Genomic DNA, 18,243 nt, shown 5'->3' with positions numbered 1-18,243 from the left:
GACAAGATTAAAATTATAAATATCATGATATGCGAAGAGCCGGGGATTATAATTCCCGGCTCTTTTATTTAAAGACAAATTTACGTCTTGATTCTTGTCTCTTGACTCTGGCGCTTACACTTCCTTTGTCAAAAACGGATACCTGTAATCCTTCGGCGGATCAAAGGTTTCCTTAATAGTACGTGGAGATACCCAGCGCAGCAGGTTGATCATAGAACCAGCCTTATCATTGGTTCCGGATCCTCTGGCACCGCCAAATGGCTGCTGACCAACAACGGCACCCGTCGGTTTGTCGTTAATATAGAAATTACCGGCAGCGTTACGTAAACGCTGAGTAGCCTCGGCAATGGCATATCTGTCCTGCGATATAATAGAGCCTGTTAGCGCGTAGATGGATGTTTTATCTACGATGTTAAGCACCTCATCAAATTTGGCGTCCTCGTACACGTAAATGGTCAATACAGGACCAAATAGCTCCTCGCACATGGTTACATAGTACGGATCATCTACTTTTAGCACAGTAGGCTCTACAAACCAGCCAACAGTTTTATCATAGCTACCACCGGCAACTACTTCAACACCTTTATCAGCTTTGGCTTCATCGATGTATTTGGCCAGTTTATCAAACGATACTTCGGTGATCACGGCATTAACAAAGTTTTCAAAATCTTCCACCGGACCCATTTTAAACGAGGCGATGTCGCGCTGCACATTGGCTTTTACCGCAGGCCATAATGAGGCCGGGATATAGGCGCGTGAAGCGGCAGAGCATTTTTGTCCCTGGTATTCAAAAGCACCGCGAACCAACGCTGTACTTACTACATCGGCATTGGCACTTGGGTGGGCCAGCACAAAGTCTTTACCACCGGTTTCGCCTACAATGCGCGGGTAGGTTTTGTATTTATGAATGTTGGTACCAATAGTTTGCCAGATATTCTGGAACACTTTGGTTGATCCGGTGAAGTGGATACCGGCAAAATCAGGGTGGTTAAATATCACCTCGCCTGCAACCGGGCCGTCAACATAAATGAGGTTGATAACACCAGCTGGTACACCCGCTTCTTTAAACACCTTCATGATCACGTTGGCGGCAAATATCTGGGTATAGGCCGGTTTCCAAACCACCACGTTACCCATCATGGCCGCTGACGAAGGCAGGTTACCCGCGATAGCTGTAAAGTTAAATGGCGTTAAAGCAAATACAAAACCTTCCAGCGGGCGTTGCTCCACACGGTTCCAAACACCTTTGCCTGATACAGGTGGCTGTTGCTTGTAGATCTCGGTCATGTACTCCACGTTAAAACGCAGAAAATCGATCAGTTCACAGGCAGAATCGATCTCGGCCTGGTAAGCGTTTTTTGACTGGCCCAACATGGTTGCCGCGTTAATTTCCGCACGGTACGGACCGGCAATCAGTTCGGCAGCTTTTAAAAATATGGCGGCACGCTGCTCCCAGGGTAAATTTTCCCAATCGGCCTTGGCAGCCAGGGCAGCATCAATAGCAGCAGTAACGTGACTGGCATCACCTTCAGAAAAAGTAGCCAGTAAATGTTTATGATCATGCGGCGGGCGGATCTCGAGCTTAGTGCCCGTACGTACTTCTTTGTCGCCGATGTACATAGGTATATCCAATTGGTGAGCACGGGCAGCCTCTAAGGCGGCTTTAAGCGCTACACGTTCCAAACTGCGCGGGCCATAGTTTAAAACAGGCTCATTTTGCGGCGGCGGAACATTAAAAAATCCTTTAAGCATAGATGGGTTATTTATGTTGCCGCAAAGATACGGATTTTGCAGGGAAGGGGGAATTGAGGAAATGTCAAAAATGCTATGGATACAACACAAACGTTTGAGAAAATTAATACTTTTAGGATGTGGAAGATCAGGATGAATTATTTTTTGAGTTGAAATGCGATGGCGATTCAATAAAAATAACCCCAGTTGAATTTATAATCTATGATTCGGAAACCTCATGGGATAAAAACTGGATAAAAACCAAAATAGAAATCAAAGCCGGTGTATTTACTGGAACATATAGGGGGGAATTTATGACCCACGATTTCGTGGCCTTTAAAAAGGAATTAAAAAAACCTATACATCAATTTAGATAGTTCAGCAAAATTTGAAGGATTAGAGGGATATTTAAAAATAGATATTAAAGGGGACGGATTAGGTCACCTAAATGCTATATGCGTAGCCAACGATGCACCTGGATATGGAAATAAGTTAACTTCTTATTTTTATTTCGACCAGACATATATTCCACATCTATTAAAGCAACTTGATAAAATCATTGAATATTTTCCGGTAACAAAGTAATTATCTTTGCACCCACGACTTACACCACTCCCCAATAACGGATTGAAGAAGTTTTAATATATCATGATCCACATAGAACAAATACGTCCCGAACTTACCTGGCGCTTACGCCGACAGGTGCTTTATCCTGAACAAAAGCTGTACGAAATGGAAATGGAGGAAGACAATCACGGTTTGCATTTTGCCGCTTTTCTGGATAATAATGTGGTAGGCGTAATATCTTTGTTTGCCAGAGGCGATGACTACCAGTTTCGCAAGTTTGCGGTTGACGGGGAGGTTCAGGGCAAAGGCATTGGCACCAAAATGCTGGCCTATGTTACAGATTTTGCCCGTACCAATGGCGCCAAACGTTTGTGGTGCAATGCCAGGGTAACGGCAATCAGCTTTTACATCAATGCCGGCTTTGAGCATACCGGCCAGCTGTTTACACGGCAGGGGTATGATTACGAGATCCTGGAGAAAAACCTTACTCTTTAATCAGCGCCGCGATCAGCGTAGTAGCGTAGTCATTTTGCTGTTTCTGATTGGATAACTTGGCCAGATCAAGCGCCTCGTCAATATCACCCTGGGCCTCATAAACTACAGCCAGGTTATAAGCTGCCCTGCTTGCCTGTTTAAGGTCGGGACCATCAATAATGGGGTTGAGTATTTTAAAGGCAAGGTCGAACCTGCCCGCCAGTATTTGCTTTACTGATGTTGCCAAAAGATCGCCCTGATTATAAAGCGGCCGGTAATTGGTAATGGTATAAGGCAGATAATCTTTCAACGCATCGAGCGCCGCATTACGGGCAGCACCATCAATAGAATAGCCAAACCTGCCATCCTGTGGTTCGGTAGCTACCCCTTTGAGCTTTTTAAAGAAGATGCCATTACTTTCATATAAAGTAAAAGCAACCCTGGCCTTGGTGCTGTAATAAGCTATTTGAGCATTACCATCATACTGTACATTATCCAGCACCAGGCCCGCGTTAAAGTCATCGAGCGTTAAAATATAGTTGGCCTTGTATTTGGCCGCCAGATGTTTCACAGAATCTTTATTGGCGCTAAATGATACGGAATCGATCAGGTTGGAAACTTTAACACCTGGTAACAACTTCAGTTCCTTTTCGGCGCCGGTTATAGCGCTATAGGCTGCTGCTTTAAGGGCCACAATTTTACGTTTATTCAGGCGGGTGGAATCAAAGGTAAGTTTATTAACCACCAATATACGGGCGGTATCCGTTCTGAATACCAGTTTTGGGGCATAATCAACAGGTACAGTAGCGTATTGAACCACGTTACAAGAGGTTAACCCGATTATAAATAATATGCAAATGAGCTTAAACAGTTTCACGGTCTGGGGTAAATTATAGATGGATGTAAAATTACGAAACTACAATGAATTTGACATGAATATTAACACTGTATTATATGTAAACAATACAGTTAATCACAACTAATTAATCAAGTGCCACAAATTTTACATATTTCAAAAAAAAACGCTAATGCTGCAACATTAGTATTAAATTAATAATAAAAACGTGTTTTTATTTCCAATATGACAGGGTATTTTAGGGCTTTAACATCTACTTTGTTATATTTGCTTAATTGCATAATCATAGTTTGCTAAAGAAAATATGGCTAAAAAAAAATCAGATGCATCAACGCATACCCCTATCGTAAACGAAACCTCTCTTTCATTTTTCGAAAAATATATAAATAACCCGTCTCCTACTGGTTTTGAATGGAAAGGCCAGGAATTATGGCTCGATTACTTAAAACCTTATATCGATACCCATTATGTAGATAATTACGGTACCGCAGTAGGTGTGATCAACCCTAAGGCTGATTACAAAGTAGTGATTGAGGCCCATGCCGACGAGATATCATGGTTTGTAAATTATATTACCAATGATGGCCTGATATACGTGATCCGTAATGGCGGTTCCGATCACCAAATAGCCCCTTCCAAAAGGGTAAACATCCATACGGATAATGGTGTAGTAAAAGCAGTTTTCGGCTGGCCTGCAATACATACCCGCCAGGCTGGTGATAAGGAAGAAGCCCCAACCTTAAAAAACATTTTCCTGGATTGCGGTTGCACAAGCAAAGAAGAAGTAGAGAAACTGGGCATCCATGTAGGTTGCGTGATCACCTATGAAGATGAATTCACGATTCTGAATGACCGCTATTATGTTGGTCGTGCCCTGGATAACCGTGCAGGTGGCTTTATGATAGCCGAGGTTGCCCGCTTATTAAAAGAGAATAAAGTAAAACTGCCGTTCGGCCTGTATATCGTAAACGCAGTACAGGAAGAAATAGGTTTGCGCGGTGCAGAGATGATCGCCCACAAAATAAAACCTAACGTGGCTATAGTAACTGATGTTACGCATGATACACAAACGCCAATGATCAATAAAATAACCCAGGGCGATCTGGCTTGTGGTAAAGGTCCGGTGGTCTCATACGCTCCCGCGGTTCAAAACAACTTAAATAAACTACTTATTGAAACGGCTCAAAAAGCTAATATTCCTTTCCAACGCCAGGCGTCTTCACGCTCAACCGGTACCGATACCGACGCGTTTGCCTACTCCAATGATGGCGTACCATCAGCGTTGATCTCTTTACCATTACGGTACATGCACACCACGGTTGAAATGATCCACAAAGAAGATGTGGACAACGTGATACGCCTTATTTACGAATCACTATTGAATATCAAAGCCGGTCAGGATTTCAGATATATCAAATAATTAACGCTTTTTTTAAAACAATTTGAGTAATAGATTGATTTCACTATAAAAAATTCATGCAAGGGCATATAGTTATTTCAAAATACCCCAACGTATATCTATGAAACCAACACTCCTTATTTTGGCCGCAGGAATGGCCAGCCGTTATGGCAGTATGAAACAAGTTGACGGCTTTGGCCCCAATGGAGAAACAATTATCGACTATTCTATCTACGATGCTATAAAAGCGGGTTTTGGGAAAGTTAGTTTTATTATCCGTGAAGAATTCGCCGATAATTTTAAGGCTATTTTTGAACCCAAGCTTAAAGGCCGTATCGAAACGGATTATGTTTTTCAAAGCTTTGATTTAGCCCCTTTCGGCATTGATAAAACAATTGAACGTGCCAAACCCTGGGGTACTGCCCACGCGGTACTTGCCGCACGCAACCAGATCAATGAACCATTTTGTGTGATCAACGCCGATGACTTTTACGGTTATGACTCCTTCGAAAAAATGGCTAAATTTTTAACCACCGAAGTTTCTGATGACACTTACTCGCTGATAGGCTACCAGATTGACAGAACCCTGTCTGACTATGGCTCTGTATCGCGCGGTGTTTGCAAAGTTGATGATGCAGGTAACATGGTAGAGATCAACGAACGTACCGAGGTTTACTTTAAAGAAGACGGCAGCGTAGCTTACAAAGATGCTACCGGCGAGCACGCCCTGCCAAATGATACACGTGTATCTATGAATTTCTGGGGCTTTACACCTGCTATATTTAAGCAAAGCCTACCCATGTTTCAACAATTTGTTGAAGCTAATGAAAACAACCCCAAATCGGAGTTCTTTATACCATTGGCGGCTGATCAGCTGATTAAAAGTGGTGAGGCTTCATTTAAAGTTATCCCAACCGGCTCTAAATGGTTTGGTGTAACTTATAAAGAGGACAAACCTATTGTACAAAAAAGCATATCAGAGCTGGTAAATAACGGTACCTATCCGTCAAAACTCTGGGATTAATTATCTCTTTCCAATATTAAAAAAATCCCGCCTTGTGCGGGATTTTTTGTTTTATACCCTCCTCACTCACCTCAACTGCGTCATTGCGAGCGCAGCGTGGCAATCCCCTACTTACAGAGCGGATCTGCTTATTGGGGATTGCCACGCTGTGCTCGCAATGACGTATTTTAGAAAATAAAAAAAGCCCGGTTCAGGAAAATCCTGACCGGGCTTTTTATTATTCAACAACACTTAAATTATTTTGTATCGTCTTTTACTTCTTCAAAGTCAACATCGGTTACGGTGTCGCCCTGATCCTGCGGACCTGCGCCCGGAGCACCTTCGGCACCTGGCTGACCTGCTTCGGCAGAGGCTTTGTACATCTCTTCAGATGCGGTTGCCCATGCAGCGTTCAGTTCGGTTTGAGCTGTTTCAATAGCGTCAAAGTTTTTAGATGCATAAGCTTCTTTCAACTTGGTTAAACCAGCTTCGATAGGGCCTTTTTTGTCGGCTGAAATTTTGTCACCGTACTCTTTCAGTTGTTTTTCTGTCGAGAAGATCAGGGCATCAGCAGCGTTCAGTTTTTCAACTTCTTCTTTTGCTTTTTTGTCGGCATCAGCGTTAGCTTCAGCTTCGTCCTTCATCTTTTTGATCTCGGCATCAGTTAAACCTGAAGAAGCCTCGATACGGATCTTTTGCTCTTTACCGGTTGCTTTATCTTTTGCAGATACATGTAATATACCGTTCGCGTCAATATCAAAGGTTACTTCGATCTGAGGCACACCGCGAGGTGCTGGTGGTATACCATCCAGGTGGAAACGACCTATAGTACGGTTACCCGAAGCCATTGGACGCTCACCCTGTAATATGTGGATCTCAACAGATGGCTGACTATCAGAGGCGGTTGAGAATGTTTCTGATTTTTTGGTTGGGATAGTTGTATTTGACTCAATCAGTTTGGTCATTACACCACCCATAGTTTCAATACCTAATGAAAGTGGGGTAACATCTAACAGCAACACATCTTTCACTTCACCGGTTAATACACCACCTTGAATAGCAGCACCAATAGCAACAACCTCATCGGGGTTAACACCTTTTGAAGGGGCTTTACCAAAGAATTTTTCAACAGCTTCCTGTATAGCAGGGATACGGGTTGAACCACCCACCAGGATAACTTCGTCGATATCTGATGTGCTTAAGCCAGCGTTTTTCAAAGCTGATTTACATGGATCAATAGTACGTTTGATCAGGCTATCTGCCAGTTGCTCAAATTTAGCACGGGTTAAAGTTTTAACTAAGTGCTTTGGCATACCATCAACAGCAGTGATGTATGGTAAGTTAATTTCTGTTTGTGCAGAGCTTGATAACTCAATTTTAGCTTTTTCTGCTGATTCTTTTAAACGTTGTAAAGCCATTGGATCTTTACGCAGATCAATACCTTCGTCGTTTTTAAATTCATCAGCTAACCAGTCGATAATTACCTGGTCAAAGTCGTCACCACCTAAGTGAGTATCACCATCGGTTGATTTTACTTCAAATACACCGTCGCCCAACTCCAGGATAGATACGTCATGCGTACCACCACCGCAGTCAAATACCGCGATTTTCATATCCTTGTGCGCTTTGTCAAAGCCATAAGCTAAGGCGGCGGCAGTAGGTTCGTTAATGATACGACGTACTTTTAAACCCGCGATTTCGCCAGCTTCTTTAGTAGCCTGACGTTGAGCATCGTTAAAGTAAGCTGGTACGGTAATAACCGCTTCAGTTACTTCGGTACCCAAAAAGTCTTCAGCGGTTTTCTTCATTTTTTGAAGGATCATGGCCGAGATCTCTTGCGGAGTGTATTTACGGTCGCCAATTTCAACACGCGGAGTGTTGTTGTCGCCTTTTACTACCTTGTAAGGTACACGGGCAGCTTCGCTTGTAACTTCGTTAAACTGGTTACCCATAAAGCGTTTAATTGACGATATGGTTTTTGTAGGGTTGGTGATGGCCTGACGTTTTGCAGGATCGCCAACTTTACGCTCGCCGTTGTCAATAAAAGCTACTACGGACGGCGTAGTACGTTTTCCCTCGCTGTTCGCAATAACTACAGGCTCATTACCTTCCATTACAGCTACGCAGGAGTTTGTTGTTCCTAAGTCGATTCCAATTATTTTAGACATATGATTGTTTTACTTGATTTAATATTTTACTAACTACAGCTATTTATCAACGTTTGTGCCAATAGCTATTTGGCAGTGCATATAGTCAGGATGACAAATATTGCGTCAGAAATGCTATACACATTGGTGACAGGTTGGCAGAAATTGAGGCTGAAGGCAGAAAGGTTAAAGGTTAAAGGTTAAAGGTTAAAGGTTAAAGGTTAAAGGTTAAAGGTTAAAGGTTAAAGGTTAAAGGAGAATGGTCAATACTGTAAAAGGTTTTAGATTATATATCTTTGCATTATTAAATAAACGCCTCTGTTACTTAACACCATTAACGGGCATATTATCCTGCCTGGAATTGCATAACAAAAGCTTTGTATACAAAGCTTGACATTCACTTTCTAAAAGAGAACAGTTTTTCTATTGTTATTTAATTCCACAATTACATGTTTTTTATCGAGTCTGAACGGTTGCGACTGATACCGTTAACACACCAGCAATTGCAACTAATGCATACTGACAGGCCGGCTATGGAACTGTCCCTGGACCTCAATCCATCTGCCATGTTGATAGATCCGCTTTATCAGCACGAAATAGATGACGCCATGATCAATTTCTGGCTCCCTAAAACGCTGGAGTATCCGCAACAATATAAATGGTACACCAACTGGGAGATAGTGCTTAAGGATACAAATACCTCCATCGGAGAAATGGGATTTGGCGGCGAACCCAACGAAAAAGGTGAGATAGAAACCGGTTATATGATCGATGCCAACCAGCACAACAAAGGCTACGCTACCGAAGCCCTGAGAACGATGATACAATGGGCCTTCGGTCATGAGGCAGTCAAGGCTATCATTATACGCACCTTTGCTGATAACCTGCCATCAAGAAAAATGATGGACAAATGCGGATTTAAGCAGGTAGATGATGTGGATGGGTTATTGACTTATAGATTGGGGAGACCACTTTCTGGATCTTGACTTTGATCGGGTCAATAAATCACCATTGCCTCAAAGGTAGGTAATGGTGATTTAATTACTTTACTGATATTAATTTAAGCAATTATCCGGGGAGGTTACACAGAGGGTAGAAACCGGGCAGGTATACAGCCCATGGCAACATCCCTCAGTCCAATACTTTCCACTATTTCCTGCAATACCGCATCCAATACCGATACCACCCTTAATTTGCTTCATTTCTTCTCTCTTAATAGGTTTTCCAAAATTGGTTTTCATTTTTCTCTCTAATTTAGTTTTTGGCTCCGGTTTTACTATAAGGTACACAGCTCACTACCTAATTATAAATCAAGTTAGTGATAAAGGTTTTGACTATCAATTTATAAGCAACAAAAAAGGCCCTGCTCAAATGAGCAGGGCCTTTCGTATTAAGGGATTTAAAATTATTCTCCTTTTTTTGCGTTTTCTTCTGCTTCTGGAGTTGCAGGAGCTTCAGCAGCTGGAGTTTCAGTAGCTTCTGCAACTGGGGCTTCTGCTTTAACTTCTTCTTCAACAACTTTTGCTTCTTCAACAGGAGCAGCAGTTTCTTTAGCTGGCGCTGCTTTTGCTTTAGCACCTGAACCACCACGACGACGTGTTGATTTTTTAGCCGCAGCTGCAGTGTCAACACCGTAAACAGTGTTGTAGTCTACTAATTCGATGATCGCCATTTCAGCGTTATCGCCTAAACGGTTCTCTAACTTCACGATACGGGTGTAACCACCTGGGCGTGTAGCAATTTTCTCGGCAATTTCGCGGAACAGGATAGTAACCGCGTCTTTGTCTTGTAAATAGCTAAACACTGTACGACGAGAGTGAGTAGTATCGTTTTTTGATTTTGTTAAAAGTGGCTCAACATAACCGCGTAAAACTTTTGCTTTTGCTAATGTTGTAGTGATACGCTTGTGTAAAATAAGCGAAGTTGCCATGTTAGCCAGCATCGCTTTGCGGTGACTGGTAGTACGGCCTAAGTGATTGTTTTTGTTTCCGTGTCTCATTGTTATTAAATTATTTCACGTGCATACCGTCCGGCGATCAGATCAAGCCTTCGGAATTATGCCTTCGCTAATTGTTTGTTATTATATAAATAAAAAAGTGAGGCTTGAACAGCTGTTCAGCCTCACTTTTTAAATTTTTATTCTTCGTCTAACTTGAATTTAGACAGGTTCATACCAAAAGATAAGCCTTTTGATTTAACCAGGTCCTGAATTTCAGTTAATGACTTTTTACCAAAGTTTCTGAATTTTAACATATCAGCAACATCGTATGATACTAAGTCGGCCAGGCTGCGGATGTCGGCAGCTTTTAAGCAGTTTAATGCGCGTACAGAAAGGTCAAGATCAACCAATTCAGTCTTCAGGATCTTGCGCATGTGCAGGATCTCTTCGTCAACTTCTTTAGTTTCTTCTTTAGCCTGTGCTTCCAGCATCATGTTCTCATCGCTGAACAGCATAAAGTGCTGGATCAGGATTTTGGCTGCTTCTTTTAACGCGTCTTCCGGATGAATTGATCCATCGGTAGCAATATCCAGAACTAATTTTTCATAGTCGGTTTTTTGCTCAACACGATAGTTTTCAATAGTATATTTTACGTTTTTAATAGGCGTAAAGATGGAATCGATAGCTATTACACCAACGTTAGCATCCGGGTTTTTATTTTCTTCGCTTGCTACGTAACCACGGCCTTTACCTACAGTAAGCTCAATTTCAAGCGTTACTGACGAGTCCATATTACAGATAACCAGATCAGGGTTTAAAACAGTAAAGTTATTAGAGAATTTAGTAACATCTCCGGCTTTAAAAGCGTCCTGGCCATTTATGATAACGAATATCTTTTCAGAATCACCAGACTCACCTGTTTTTTTGAAACGTACTTGTTTCAGGTTCAGAATGATCTCGGTTACGTCTTCAACAACACCTTTGATGGTTGAAAACTCATGCGTAACTCCCGAAAAACGAACAGAAGTGATGGCATAACCTTCGAGTGATGAAAGTAAGATACGACGCAGAGCATTACCAATGGTCACACCGAAGCCTGGTTCTAACGGACGAAACTCAAACGTACCATCGAAATCATTTGCTTTCTGCATGATAACCTTGTCTGGTTTTTGAAATGCTAAAATTGCCATTTATATCCTTTATTTATTGTTTACTAATTGAATTGATTTAAACCACGAAAATGGTTGACATAAAATGCCAACCACCCCATAGATAATTATCGTTATTATTTTGAGTACAACTCGACGATTAGGTTTTCTTTGATATTCTCAGGTATCTCGTCGCGGTTAGGATAGTTTAGGAATTTACCTGTTAAGGCGTTAGCATCCCATTCTAACCAGCTGTATTTATTGATTCTTCTTCCGGCTACTGATGTAGTGATAGCTTCTAATGATTTAGATTTTTCACGTACAGAGATCACGTCACCAGCTTTTAAAGCGTATGAAGCGATGTTTACCACAGCACCATTAACGTTAATGTGTTTGTGATTAACCAACTGACGGGCTGCAGAACGTGTAGGAGCAATACCTAAACGGTAAACAGCATTATCTAAACGAGCTTCTAAGAATTTCAACAAGTTTTCACCTGTAATACCCTCTTTAGCTGATGCGCGGTGAAACAAGTTTTCGAACTGACGCTCTAACACACCATAAGTGTATTTTACTTTTTGTTTCTCCTGTAACTGAGTTGAATACTCAGATTGTTTTCCTCTTCTTTTTGAGGCACCGTGCATTCCCGGTGGATAGTTTTTACGTTCTAACGCTTTATCCGGACCGAAGATCGGCTCACGGAAACGACGTGCAATTTTGGATTTTGGTCCTGTATATCTAGCCATTTTTGTGTGTTCTTAAAGTATCAGGCAGCCTGTAACTGCTGAATCTTAGCTTTAAAAAATTTGTTAATTAAACTCTTCTTCTTTTTGAAGGACGACAACCGTTGTGCGGAAGCGGTGTGATATCTTTGATAGTAGTAACCTCAATACCTGCAGTTTGCAAAGTACGGATAGCCGACTCGCGACCTGCACCCGGACCTTTTACAAATACTTCAACTTTACGTAAGCCCAGGTCATAAGCTACTTTACCGCAATCGGCAGCAGCTTGTGAAGCGGCATAAGGGGTGTTCTTTTTTGAACCTTTAAAACCCATTTTACCAGCTGATGACCATGATACAGCCTGACCGGTTTTGTTGGTAAGGGTGATGATGATATTGTTAAAAGTAGCGTTGATGTGTGCTTCGCCTACTGGCTCAACAATTACAATACGCTTTTTGGTTACTTTTTTGCTCTTAGCCATTTTTTTAATTTTTGAATTAATGAATTACTGAGTTAGTGAATAACCCGGACCCATTAATATATATTGTCAAATGAGGTAATCCTAATGAATTGTAAAGCGGTAATTGCTTAGCGCCTCACAATCACTATTCAATATTATTTAGTAGCTTTTTTCTTGTTAGCAACTGTTTTACGTTTTCCTTTACGGGTACGTGAATTGTTCTTAGTACGCTGACCACGTAATGGTAAACCTTTACGGTGACGTGTACCACGGTAGCAACCTATGTCCATCAAACGTTTAATGTTAAGCTGCACTTCCGAACGTAGCGCGCCTTCCACTTTAATCTGATCGTTGATAATTCCACGAATTGAGGCTAATTGCTCATCGGTCCAGTCTTGTACTTTTGTATTAAAATCAATACCAGCCTCAGTCAAAATTCTTTGAGCTGTTGAGCGGCCTATACCGAAAATGTAAGTAAGTCCAATTTCTCCTCTTTTGTTTTTCGGTAAATCTATACCTGAAATCCTTGCCATATTTATTGTTTGTTTTTTAAATGATAACCGAACGGCGGGCCACCGTTGTACGAATTATCACAGTTTTTTTAATTATCCCTGACGCTGTTTGTATTTAGGATTCTTTTTGTTAATAACATAAAGTTTCCCGTTACGGCGAATGATCTTGCAATCAGCGCTGCGTTTTTTGATGGATGCTCTAACTTTCATCTCTTTGTTTATTTATATCTATAAGTTATTCTACCCTTAGTTAAATCGTACGGGCTCATTTCCAATTTAACTCTGTCGCCAGGTAAAATCTTGATGTAGTGCATACGCATTTTGCCGGAAATGTGTGCAATAATCTCATGACCATTTTCCAGTTCAACCCTGAACATTGCATTTGACAATGCTTCCCTAATTGTACCGTCTTGCTCAATCGAAGATTGTTTAGCCATATTTTGTTGATTATTACTTAATTATCCGCCCTAAAACCGGGATGCAAAATTAATAAAAAATTATTTAATTATTATGCTTTTCTTTCAAAACATTTTCAACATACTCAAACGTTGATAAAATGTCTGGTTTACCTTTACCAATAGCTACCGTATGCTCATAATGGGCCGATGGCTTTTTATCGACAGTTGAAACCGTCCATCCATCATCCCAAAACTTAACACCGGCACGGCCAGCGTTGATCATGGGCTCGATAGCGATCACCATTCCTTCTTCCAGTTTGATGCCCGCTCCGCGCTTGCCATAGTTTGGAACTTCGGGTTTTTCGTGGAGCTTTACGCCCACGCCATGCCCTACCAATTCTTTTACTACGCCAAAGCCATTCTTCTCGGCATGCTCCTGTATCGCATAACCAATGTCGCCTATGCGCATACCTACAACAGCTTTCGCAACTCCAAGGTCAAGACACTCTTTGGTTACCCGCATCAGTTTCTTAACCGTATCACTTACCTCGCCGATAGCGAAGGTATAAGCCGAGTCGCCAACAAAGCCGTTTAAGGTAGCTCCGCAGTCAACCGATACCAGATCACCTTCCTGCAAGACATAGTTCCCGGGGAAACCGTGTACCACCTGATCATTGAGCGATATGCAAAGTGAATAAGGAAACCCTCCGTAGTTTAAAAAAGTAGGGATCCCCCCGTTGTCGCGTATAAAGGTTTCAGCAAGTCTGTCGAGTTCAATAGTTGTAACACCAGGTCCAATCACTTTGGCCACCTCCGCATGTGTACGGGATACCAGTAAGGCACTTTCTCTGATGAGCTCTATTTCTTCGGCAGACTTGTAAAGAATTTTTGACATGCTTAAAATTAGATAGCTGTCGGAGTTGTTCCGGCAGCAGCAGGAATTGCTGTACGCCCTTTAATCCGTCCGGTTTTCATTAAACCATCATAATGACGCATCAACAGGTGACTTTCTATTTGTTGCAAGGTATCCAAAACTACACCTACCAGGATGATCAGTGAAGTACCACCAAAGAATCTTGCGAAGATCGGAGATACGCCAACCAAACTGGCAATGGCCGGGATAATGGCTATAATAGCCAGGAATATTGATCCCGGTAAAGTTATTTTTGATATTACGCCGTCAATAAAATCAGCAGTTGATTTGCCTGGTTTAATGCCCGGTATAAAGCCACCGTTCTTTTTCATATCATCAGCCATCTGGTTAGGATTAACCGTAATAGCTGTATAGAAATAGGTGAACAGGATGATCAGGATACCAAACAACAAGTTATGCTGCCATGAGTTATAGTTTGACAATGCAATCAGGATACCGTTAGATGCGGCATTCGGGAAAAACTGTTGTACAGTTTGCGGAATGAACATCAGTGCCTGGGCAAATATAATAGGCATTACACCGGCAGCATTTACCTTTAAAGGTATATACTGACGCACGCCACCATATTGTTTGTTACCTACTATACGTTTAGCATATTGTACCGCAATTTTGCGTGTACCCTGTACTATGAGTATAGTAAACATTACCACACCTATCAGTGCTACAATTTCAACAATGAAAGTTACCAGACCACCTGTACCACTGGTACGGGAGCCGAACTCTGTTATAAACGCACCTGGCAATTGGGCAATAATACCCACCATGATAATTAACGATATACCGTTACCGATACCTTTATCGGTAATTTTTTCACCCAGCCACATTACAAATAATGTACCCGCTGTTAAAACTACCGTAGTTAATAAGGTAAACAAGGGATCGCCGATTAAACGTGCATCAGGACCAATTTGTGAACGTACATAACCGATAGCCTGCAATGCAGTAATACCGATGGTTAGGTAGCGTGTCCACTGGTTTAGCTTGTTACGCCCGCTTTCACCCTCCTTTTGAAGTTTGGTAAAATAAGGCACAGCAATACCCAGCAGTTGCACCACAATTGAAGCCGAAATGTAAGGCATTACACCTAAGGCGAAAATAGAGGCACGTGAAAACGAACCTCCTGCAAACATATTCAACAATCCTACTAATCCTTCTGCTTTTTGGTTTGCGAATGACGCACCGTTTACGCCAGGCAACACTACGAATGAGCCTACGCGATATATTAAAAGAAATAAGAGTGTGTTTATAATACGCACTCTCAGATCTTCGATTTTCCAGATATTGGATAATGTGGTGAAAAATTTCTTCATTGAAACTTACAACTTAACTATGGTACCACCAGCTGCTTCGATAGCTTTTTGAGCTGTAGCAGTAAATGCATGTGCTTTAACTTCCAATTTGGCTTTCAGTTCGCCACGGCCCAGGATCTTAACCAGGTCGTTACGTGAAACCAAACCATGTTCTTTCAGGGTATCGAAATCAACTGCTGCCAGAGAGAATTTCTCAACTAAGCCTTGCAATACATCCAAATTAACACCTGTGTATTCAACACGGTTAGGGTTTTTGAAACCAACTTTAGGTACACGACGTTGTAAAGGCATCTGACCGCCTTCAAAACCTACCTTAGTGCTGGTACCTGAACGTGAACCGGCGCCTTTGTGGCCACGGGTTGACGTGCCGCCACGGCCAGAACCTGTACCACGGCCAATTCTTTTTCTATTTTTAGTAGAACCTTCTGCAGGTTTTAGATTACTTAAATTCATGATATTAAATGTTTTCTACCGCTACCAGGTGATTAACTTTTCTAACCATCCCAATTATAGCAGGTGTAGCCTCAACTTCCACACTGTGGTTAATTTTACGTAAGCCTAAAGCTTCGATTGTCTTTTTCTGGCGTTCACTTCTGTCGATCACGCTCTTAATCTGAGTTATTTTGATTTTGGCCATGACTGATTATCCGTTAAATACTTTACCTAAACTAACGCCACGTTGCTGAGCTACAGTATGCGCATCGCGTAATTGCGCTAATGCAGATACAGTTGCTTTTACCACGTTGTGCGGATTTGATGAACCTTTTGATTTTGCCAGTACGTTGTGGATACCTGCCGACTCTAATACGGCACGCATTGCACCACCCGCAATAACACCAGTACCATTTGCTGCTGGTTTAATGAAAACAAAACCGCCAGAAAATTTACCAATTTGCTCATGAGGTATAGTTCCGTTTAAGATAGGAACTTTTACCAGGTTCTTTTTAGCATCATCAATGCCTTTTGCAATAGCTTCGGTAACCTCTTTGGCTTTACCTAAGCCGTAACCTACAACACCGTTCTCGTCACCTACTACCACAATGGCAGAGAAACTGAATGTACGGCCACCTTTGGTTACTTTGGCAACGCGTTGTATGCTTACCAAGCGGTCTTTTAATTCGATCTCGCTTGTTTTTACTCTTTTTATGTTGATTGTTGACATTTCTCTTTTCGATTAAAAGTTTAAACCACCTTCACGTGCACCTTCGGCCAGTGATTTAACACGACCATGGTACAAATAACCGTTCCTGTCGAAAACCACATCTTTAATACCTGCTGCAATAGCTTTCTGAGCTACCAGTTTGCCTACGGCTACTGATTGATCTGATTTATTGCCAGTTGCAGAAAAGTCTTTTGATAAAGATGAAGCCGATACGATAGTTTTACCGGTTAAATCGTCAATGATCTGCGCGTAAATTCCTTTGTTACTTCTGTAAACTGACAGGCGAGGACGCTCTGTTGATCCTGAAAGGCGTTTTCTGATGCCTTTTTTAATCCTGTCTCTTCTTGATAATTTAGCTCCCATGACGATTATTTTTTAGATGCTGATTTACCTGCTTTTCTTCTCAATACTTCGCCAACAAACTTGATACCTTTACCTTTGTATGGTTCTGGTGCACGTAACGAGCGTATTTTTGCCGCTACCTGACCGATCAGTTGTTTGTCGATAGATTCCAGGATGATGGTTGGGTTTTTACCCTTCTCAGCAGTGGTTGTAACTTTAATTTCTTTTGGTAATTCAAATACATAGTGGTGAGAGTAACCTAACACCAGATCTAAAGTATTACCTGTATTGGTAGCACGGTAACCTACACCCACTAATTCCTGCTCCACTTTGTAACCAGTGGTTACACCTACTACCATGTTATTTAAAAGCGCACGGTATAAACCATGTAATGCTTTATGACGTTTTTGTTCAGAAGGGCGTTGTACTAACAACTGGCCATCTTCCTGTGCAATGGTGATATCGCTATCAACCGCTTGCTGCAACTCACCTTTAGGGCCTTTTACAGTAACAACATTCTCTGCTGATACGGTAACGGCAACTCCCTGAGGTAGTGCTATCGGTGCTTTTCCTACTCTTGACATTGCTTAATTTCTCCTATTAATAAACGTAGCATAATACTTCGCCACCTACATTTTGCTGACGGGCTTCTTTATCGGTCATTACACCTTTTGAAGTTGACAGGATAGCGATTCCTAAACCATTTAATACTCTTGGCAGGTTATCGGTACCTGCGTATTTCCTCAAACCTGGTTTACTGATGCGCTGAATGCTGCGGATAGCAGAAATTTTAGTTATCGGGTGGTATTTTAAAGCAACTTTAATGCTGCCTTGCGGACCAACTTCCTCAAACTTGTAATTGGCAATGTAACCTTTGTCGAAAAGCACTTTCGTGATTTCCTTTTTCAGATTTGATGCAGGAATTTCAACAACCCTATGGTTGGCTTTAATAGCATTCCTTACTCTTGTAAGATAATCTGCGATTGGATCTGTATTCATTTTATTGTGTTATGACGGTGGTTTCCTTCCGGTAACATCCCGGGCGACCTTCCATCGGTTAATTCATTTTTTAATTCAAAAGTAAAAATTCAAAATTCAAAAACGCCGGTAAGGCACTTTTGAATTTTGACTTTTGAATT

24 protein-coding genes are annotated in these 18,243 nt (G+C 41.6%); 6 read left to right on the top strand and 18 right to left on the bottom strand.

The annotated features are described in order from the left end of the window. Positions 1-114: 114 nt before the first annotated feature. Positions 115-1,752 (bottom strand): L-glutamate gamma-semialdehyde dehydrogenase, encoded by a 1,638-nt coding sequence (gene pruA / locus ACTJKG_RS16470; RefSeq protein ID WP_440739844.1) that lies wholly within the window; start codon positions 1,750-1,752, stop codon positions 115-117. Positions 1,753-1,871: 119 nt separating this feature from the next. Here pruA and ACTJKG_RS16465 point away from each other — a divergent pair, with 119 nt between their 5' ends. From ACTJKG_RS16465 to ACTJKG_RS16455, 3 genes are all read left to right on the top strand, one after another. After that, positions 1,872-2,108, top strand: coding sequence for a WapI family immunity protein (locus ACTJKG_RS16465; RefSeq protein ID WP_440739843.1), 237 nt, complete (start codon positions 1,872-1,874; stop codon positions 2,106-2,108). Then, positions 2,095-2,316, top strand: coding sequence for a WapI family immunity protein (locus tag ACTJKG_RS16460; protein ID WP_440739991.1), 222 nt, complete (start codon positions 2,095-2,097; stop codon positions 2,314-2,316). The genes ACTJKG_RS16465 and ACTJKG_RS16460 overlap by 14 nt, the downstream gene beginning before the upstream one ends. A 63-nt stretch (positions 2,317-2,379) precedes the next feature. Continuing rightward, positions 2,380-2,793 carry a GNAT family N-acetyltransferase gene (locus ACTJKG_RS16455; RefSeq protein ID WP_172337944.1) on the top strand — a complete coding sequence of 138 codons (414 nt, stop codon included), beginning with the start codon at positions 2,380-2,382 and terminating at the stop codon, positions 2,791-2,793. On the opposite strand, the gene ACTJKG_RS16450 is transcribed toward ACTJKG_RS16455, so the two are convergent. Then, entirely contained in the window at positions 2,783-3,592 is an 810-nt protein-coding gene (locus tag ACTJKG_RS16450; protein WP_440739842.1) for a DUF6340 family protein, read from the bottom strand. The two genes, ACTJKG_RS16455 and ACTJKG_RS16450, sit on opposite strands and share 11 nt — an antisense overlap. Before the next feature lie 340 nt (positions 3,593-3,932). Between ACTJKG_RS16450 and ACTJKG_RS16445 the strand changes: the two genes are divergently transcribed. Both ACTJKG_RS16445 and ACTJKG_RS16440 read left to right on the top strand, forming a co-directional pair. Further along, on the top strand, positions 3,933-5,048 hold the full coding sequence (locus tag ACTJKG_RS16445; RefSeq protein WP_172337942.1) for a M42 family metallopeptidase: 1,116 nt from the start codon (positions 3,933-3,935) through the stop codon (positions 5,046-5,048). Between the two features lie 100 nt (positions 5,049-5,148). Next, positions 5,149-6,051, top strand: a complete 903-nt coding sequence (locus tag ACTJKG_RS16440; protein ID WP_440739841.1) for a nucleotidyltransferase family protein — start codon at positions 5,149-5,151, stop codon at positions 6,049-6,051. Between the two features lie 236 nt (positions 6,052-6,287). Here the strand turns inward: ACTJKG_RS16440 and dnaK are convergent, their stop codons facing one another. Then, complete coding sequence (dnaK, locus tag ACTJKG_RS16435; protein WP_172337939.1) at positions 6,288-8,198, bottom strand: molecular chaperone DnaK; 1,911 nt, start codon at positions 8,196-8,198, stop codon at positions 6,288-6,290. Between the two features lie 428 nt (positions 8,199-8,626). On the opposite strand from dnaK, the gene ACTJKG_RS16430 reads away from it, so the two are divergent. Further along, positions 8,627-9,163, top strand: a complete 537-nt coding sequence (locus tag ACTJKG_RS16430; RefSeq protein ID WP_440739840.1) for a GNAT family N-acetyltransferase — start codon at positions 8,627-8,629, stop codon at positions 9,161-9,163. A 419-nt stretch (positions 9,164-9,582) separates the two neighbouring features. Here the strand turns inward: ACTJKG_RS16430 and rplQ are convergent, their stop codons facing one another. The 15 genes from rplQ to rpsH form a co-directional block, all read right to left on the bottom strand. After that, positions 9,583-10,176, bottom strand: a complete 594-nt coding sequence (gene rplQ / locus ACTJKG_RS16425; RefSeq protein ID WP_172337936.1) for a 50S ribosomal protein L17 — start codon at positions 10,174-10,176, stop codon at positions 9,583-9,585. A gap of 137 nt (positions 10,177-10,313) precedes the next feature. Beyond that, complete coding sequence (locus ACTJKG_RS16420) at positions 10,314-11,306, bottom strand: DNA-directed RNA polymerase subunit alpha (protein ID WP_166095847.1); 993 nt, start codon at positions 11,304-11,306, stop codon at positions 10,314-10,316. Positions 11,307-11,401: 95 nt separating this feature from the next. Next, positions 11,402-12,010, bottom strand: a complete 609-nt coding sequence (rpsD, locus tag ACTJKG_RS16415; RefSeq protein WP_076377381.1) for a 30S ribosomal protein S4 — start codon at positions 12,008-12,010, stop codon at positions 11,402-11,404. 67 nt (positions 12,011-12,077) lie between these two features. Beyond that, positions 12,078-12,467 carry a 30S ribosomal protein S11 gene (gene rpsK, locus ACTJKG_RS16410; protein ID WP_172337935.1) on the bottom strand — a complete coding sequence of 130 codons (390 nt, stop codon included), beginning with the start codon at positions 12,465-12,467 and terminating at the stop codon, positions 12,078-12,080. A gap of 134 nt (positions 12,468-12,601) precedes the next feature. Continuing rightward, positions 12,602-12,979 carry a 30S ribosomal protein S13 gene (gene rpsM / locus ACTJKG_RS16405; protein ID WP_166095852.1) on the bottom strand — a complete coding sequence of 126 codons (378 nt, stop codon included), beginning with the start codon at positions 12,977-12,979 and terminating at the stop codon, positions 12,602-12,604. A 72-nt stretch (positions 12,980-13,051) separates the two neighbouring features. Continuing rightward, a complete protein-coding gene (rpmJ, locus tag ACTJKG_RS16400; RefSeq protein WP_074487407.1) occupies positions 13,052-13,168 on the bottom strand; it encodes a 50S ribosomal protein L36 in 117 nt (38 codons plus the stop codon). 8 nt (positions 13,169-13,176) lie between these two features. Then, a complete protein-coding gene (gene infA / locus ACTJKG_RS16395) occupies positions 13,177-13,395 on the bottom strand; it encodes a translation initiation factor IF-1 (protein WP_022833270.1) in 219 nt (72 codons plus the stop codon). A 64-nt stretch (positions 13,396-13,459) separates the two neighbouring features. Further along, entirely contained in the window at positions 13,460-14,251 is a 792-nt protein-coding gene (gene map, locus ACTJKG_RS16390) for a type I methionyl aminopeptidase (RefSeq protein ID WP_172337934.1), read from the bottom strand. 8 nt (positions 14,252-14,259) lie between these two features. Then, positions 14,260-15,600, bottom strand: a complete 1,341-nt coding sequence (gene secY, locus ACTJKG_RS16385; protein WP_172337933.1) for a preprotein translocase subunit SecY — start codon at positions 15,598-15,600, stop codon at positions 14,260-14,262. Positions 15,601-15,606: 6 nt separating this feature from the next. Next, positions 15,607-16,053: a 50S ribosomal protein L15 gene (gene rplO, locus ACTJKG_RS16380; RefSeq protein ID WP_076377391.1), complete on the bottom strand. Its 447-nt coding sequence runs from the start codon at positions 16,051-16,053 to the stop codon at positions 15,607-15,609. 4 nt (positions 16,054-16,057) lie between these two features. Next, positions 16,058-16,237, bottom strand: coding sequence for a 50S ribosomal protein L30 (gene rpmD, locus ACTJKG_RS16375; protein ID WP_166095860.1), 180 nt, complete (start codon positions 16,235-16,237; stop codon positions 16,058-16,060). 6 nt (positions 16,238-16,243) lie between these two features. Further along, positions 16,244-16,762, bottom strand: coding sequence for a 30S ribosomal protein S5 (gene rpsE / locus ACTJKG_RS16370; protein WP_076377395.1), 519 nt, complete (start codon positions 16,760-16,762; stop codon positions 16,244-16,246). A gap of 12 nt (positions 16,763-16,774) precedes the next feature. Further along, positions 16,775-17,125, bottom strand: coding sequence for a 50S ribosomal protein L18 (rplR, locus tag ACTJKG_RS16365; protein WP_172337931.1), 351 nt, complete (start codon positions 17,123-17,125; stop codon positions 16,775-16,777). A gap of 5 nt (positions 17,126-17,130) precedes the next feature. Beyond that, complete coding sequence (gene rplF, locus ACTJKG_RS16360; protein WP_090462794.1) at positions 17,131-17,688, bottom strand: 50S ribosomal protein L6; 558 nt, start codon at positions 17,686-17,688, stop codon at positions 17,131-17,133. 16 nt (positions 17,689-17,704) lie between these two features. Further along, positions 17,705-18,103, bottom strand: coding sequence for a 30S ribosomal protein S8 (gene rpsH, locus ACTJKG_RS16355; protein ID WP_076377401.1), 399 nt, complete (start codon positions 18,101-18,103; stop codon positions 17,705-17,707). Between the last annotated feature and the right edge of the window lie 140 nt (positions 18,104-18,243).

Source organism: Mucilaginibacter sp. 22184 (genome assembly GCF_052045695.1).
Classification (GTDB): domain Bacteria; phylum Bacteroidota; class Bacteroidia; order Sphingobacteriales; family Sphingobacteriaceae; genus Mucilaginibacter.
Note: the sequence above shows the minus strand (reverse complement) of the source record. Positions and strands in the feature narration are given on the sequence as shown.

Excerpts from the sequence above, each read along its gene's own strand:
- pruA (WP_440739844.1), bottom strand. The coding sequence starts at position 1,752 with ATGCTTAAAGGATTTTTTAATGTTCCGCCGCCGCAAAATGAGCCTGTT.
- ACTJKG_RS16455 (WP_172337944.1), top strand. The coding sequence starts at position 2,380 with ATGATCCACATAGAACAAATACGTCCCGAACTTACCTGGCGCTTACGC.
- ACTJKG_RS16445 (WP_172337942.1), top strand. The coding sequence starts at position 3,933 with ATGGCTAAAAAAAAATCAGATGCATCAACGCATACCCCTATCGTAAAC.
- ACTJKG_RS16440 (WP_440739841.1), top strand. The coding sequence starts at position 5,149 with ATGAAACCAACACTCCTTATTTTGGCCGCAGGAATGGCCAGCCGTTAT.
- dnaK (WP_172337939.1), bottom strand. The coding sequence starts at position 8,198 with ATGTCTAAAATAATTGGAATCGACTTAGGAACAACAAACTCCTGCGTA.
- ACTJKG_RS16430 (WP_440739840.1), top strand. The coding sequence starts at position 8,627 with ATGTTTTTTATCGAGTCTGAACGGTTGCGACTGATACCGTTAACACAC.
- rplQ (WP_172337936.1), bottom strand. The coding sequence starts at position 10,176 with ATGAGACACGGAAACAAAAACAATCACTTAGGCCGTACTACCAGTCAC.
- ACTJKG_RS16420 (WP_166095847.1), bottom strand. The coding sequence starts at position 11,306 with ATGGCAATTTTAGCATTTCAAAAACCAGACAAGGTTATCATGCAGAAA.
- rpsD (WP_076377381.1), bottom strand. The coding sequence starts at position 12,010 with ATGGCTAGATATACAGGACCAAAATCCAAAATTGCACGTCGTTTCCGT.
- rpsK (WP_172337935.1), bottom strand. The coding sequence starts at position 12,467 with ATGGCTAAGAGCAAAAAAGTAACCAAAAAGCGTATTGTAATTGTTGAG.
- rpsM (WP_166095852.1), bottom strand. The coding sequence starts at position 12,979 with ATGGCAAGGATTTCAGGTATAGATTTACCGAAAAACAAAAGAGGAGAA.
- rpmJ (WP_074487407.1), bottom strand. The coding sequence starts at position 13,168 with ATGAAAGTTAGAGCATCCATCAAAAAACGCAGCGCTGATTGCAAGATC.
- infA (WP_022833270.1), bottom strand. The coding sequence starts at position 13,395 with ATGGCTAAACAATCTTCGATTGAGCAAGACGGTACAATTAGGGAAGCA.
- map (WP_172337934.1), bottom strand. The coding sequence starts at position 14,251 with ATGTCAAAAATTCTTTACAAGTCTGCCGAAGAAATAGAGCTCATCAGA.
- secY (WP_172337933.1), bottom strand. The coding sequence starts at position 15,600 with ATGAAGAAATTTTTCACCACATTATCCAATATCTGGAAAATCGAAGAT.
- rplO (WP_076377391.1), bottom strand. The coding sequence starts at position 16,053 with ATGAATTTAAGTAATCTAAAACCTGCAGAAGGTTCTACTAAAAATAGA.
- rpmD (WP_166095860.1), bottom strand. The coding sequence starts at position 16,237 with ATGGCCAAAATCAAAATAACTCAGATTAAGAGCGTGATCGACAGAAGT.
- rpsE (WP_076377395.1), bottom strand. The coding sequence starts at position 16,762 with ATGTCAACAATCAACATAAAAAGAGTAAAAACAAGCGAGATCGAATTA.
- rplR (WP_172337931.1), bottom strand. The coding sequence starts at position 17,125 with ATGGGAGCTAAATTATCAAGAAGAGACAGGATTAAAAAAGGCATCAGA.
- rplF (WP_090462794.1), bottom strand. The coding sequence starts at position 17,688 with ATGTCAAGAGTAGGAAAAGCACCGATAGCACTACCTCAGGGAGTTGCC.
- rpsH (WP_076377401.1), bottom strand. The coding sequence starts at position 18,103 with ATGAATACAGATCCAATCGCAGATTATCTTACAAGAGTAAGGAATGCT.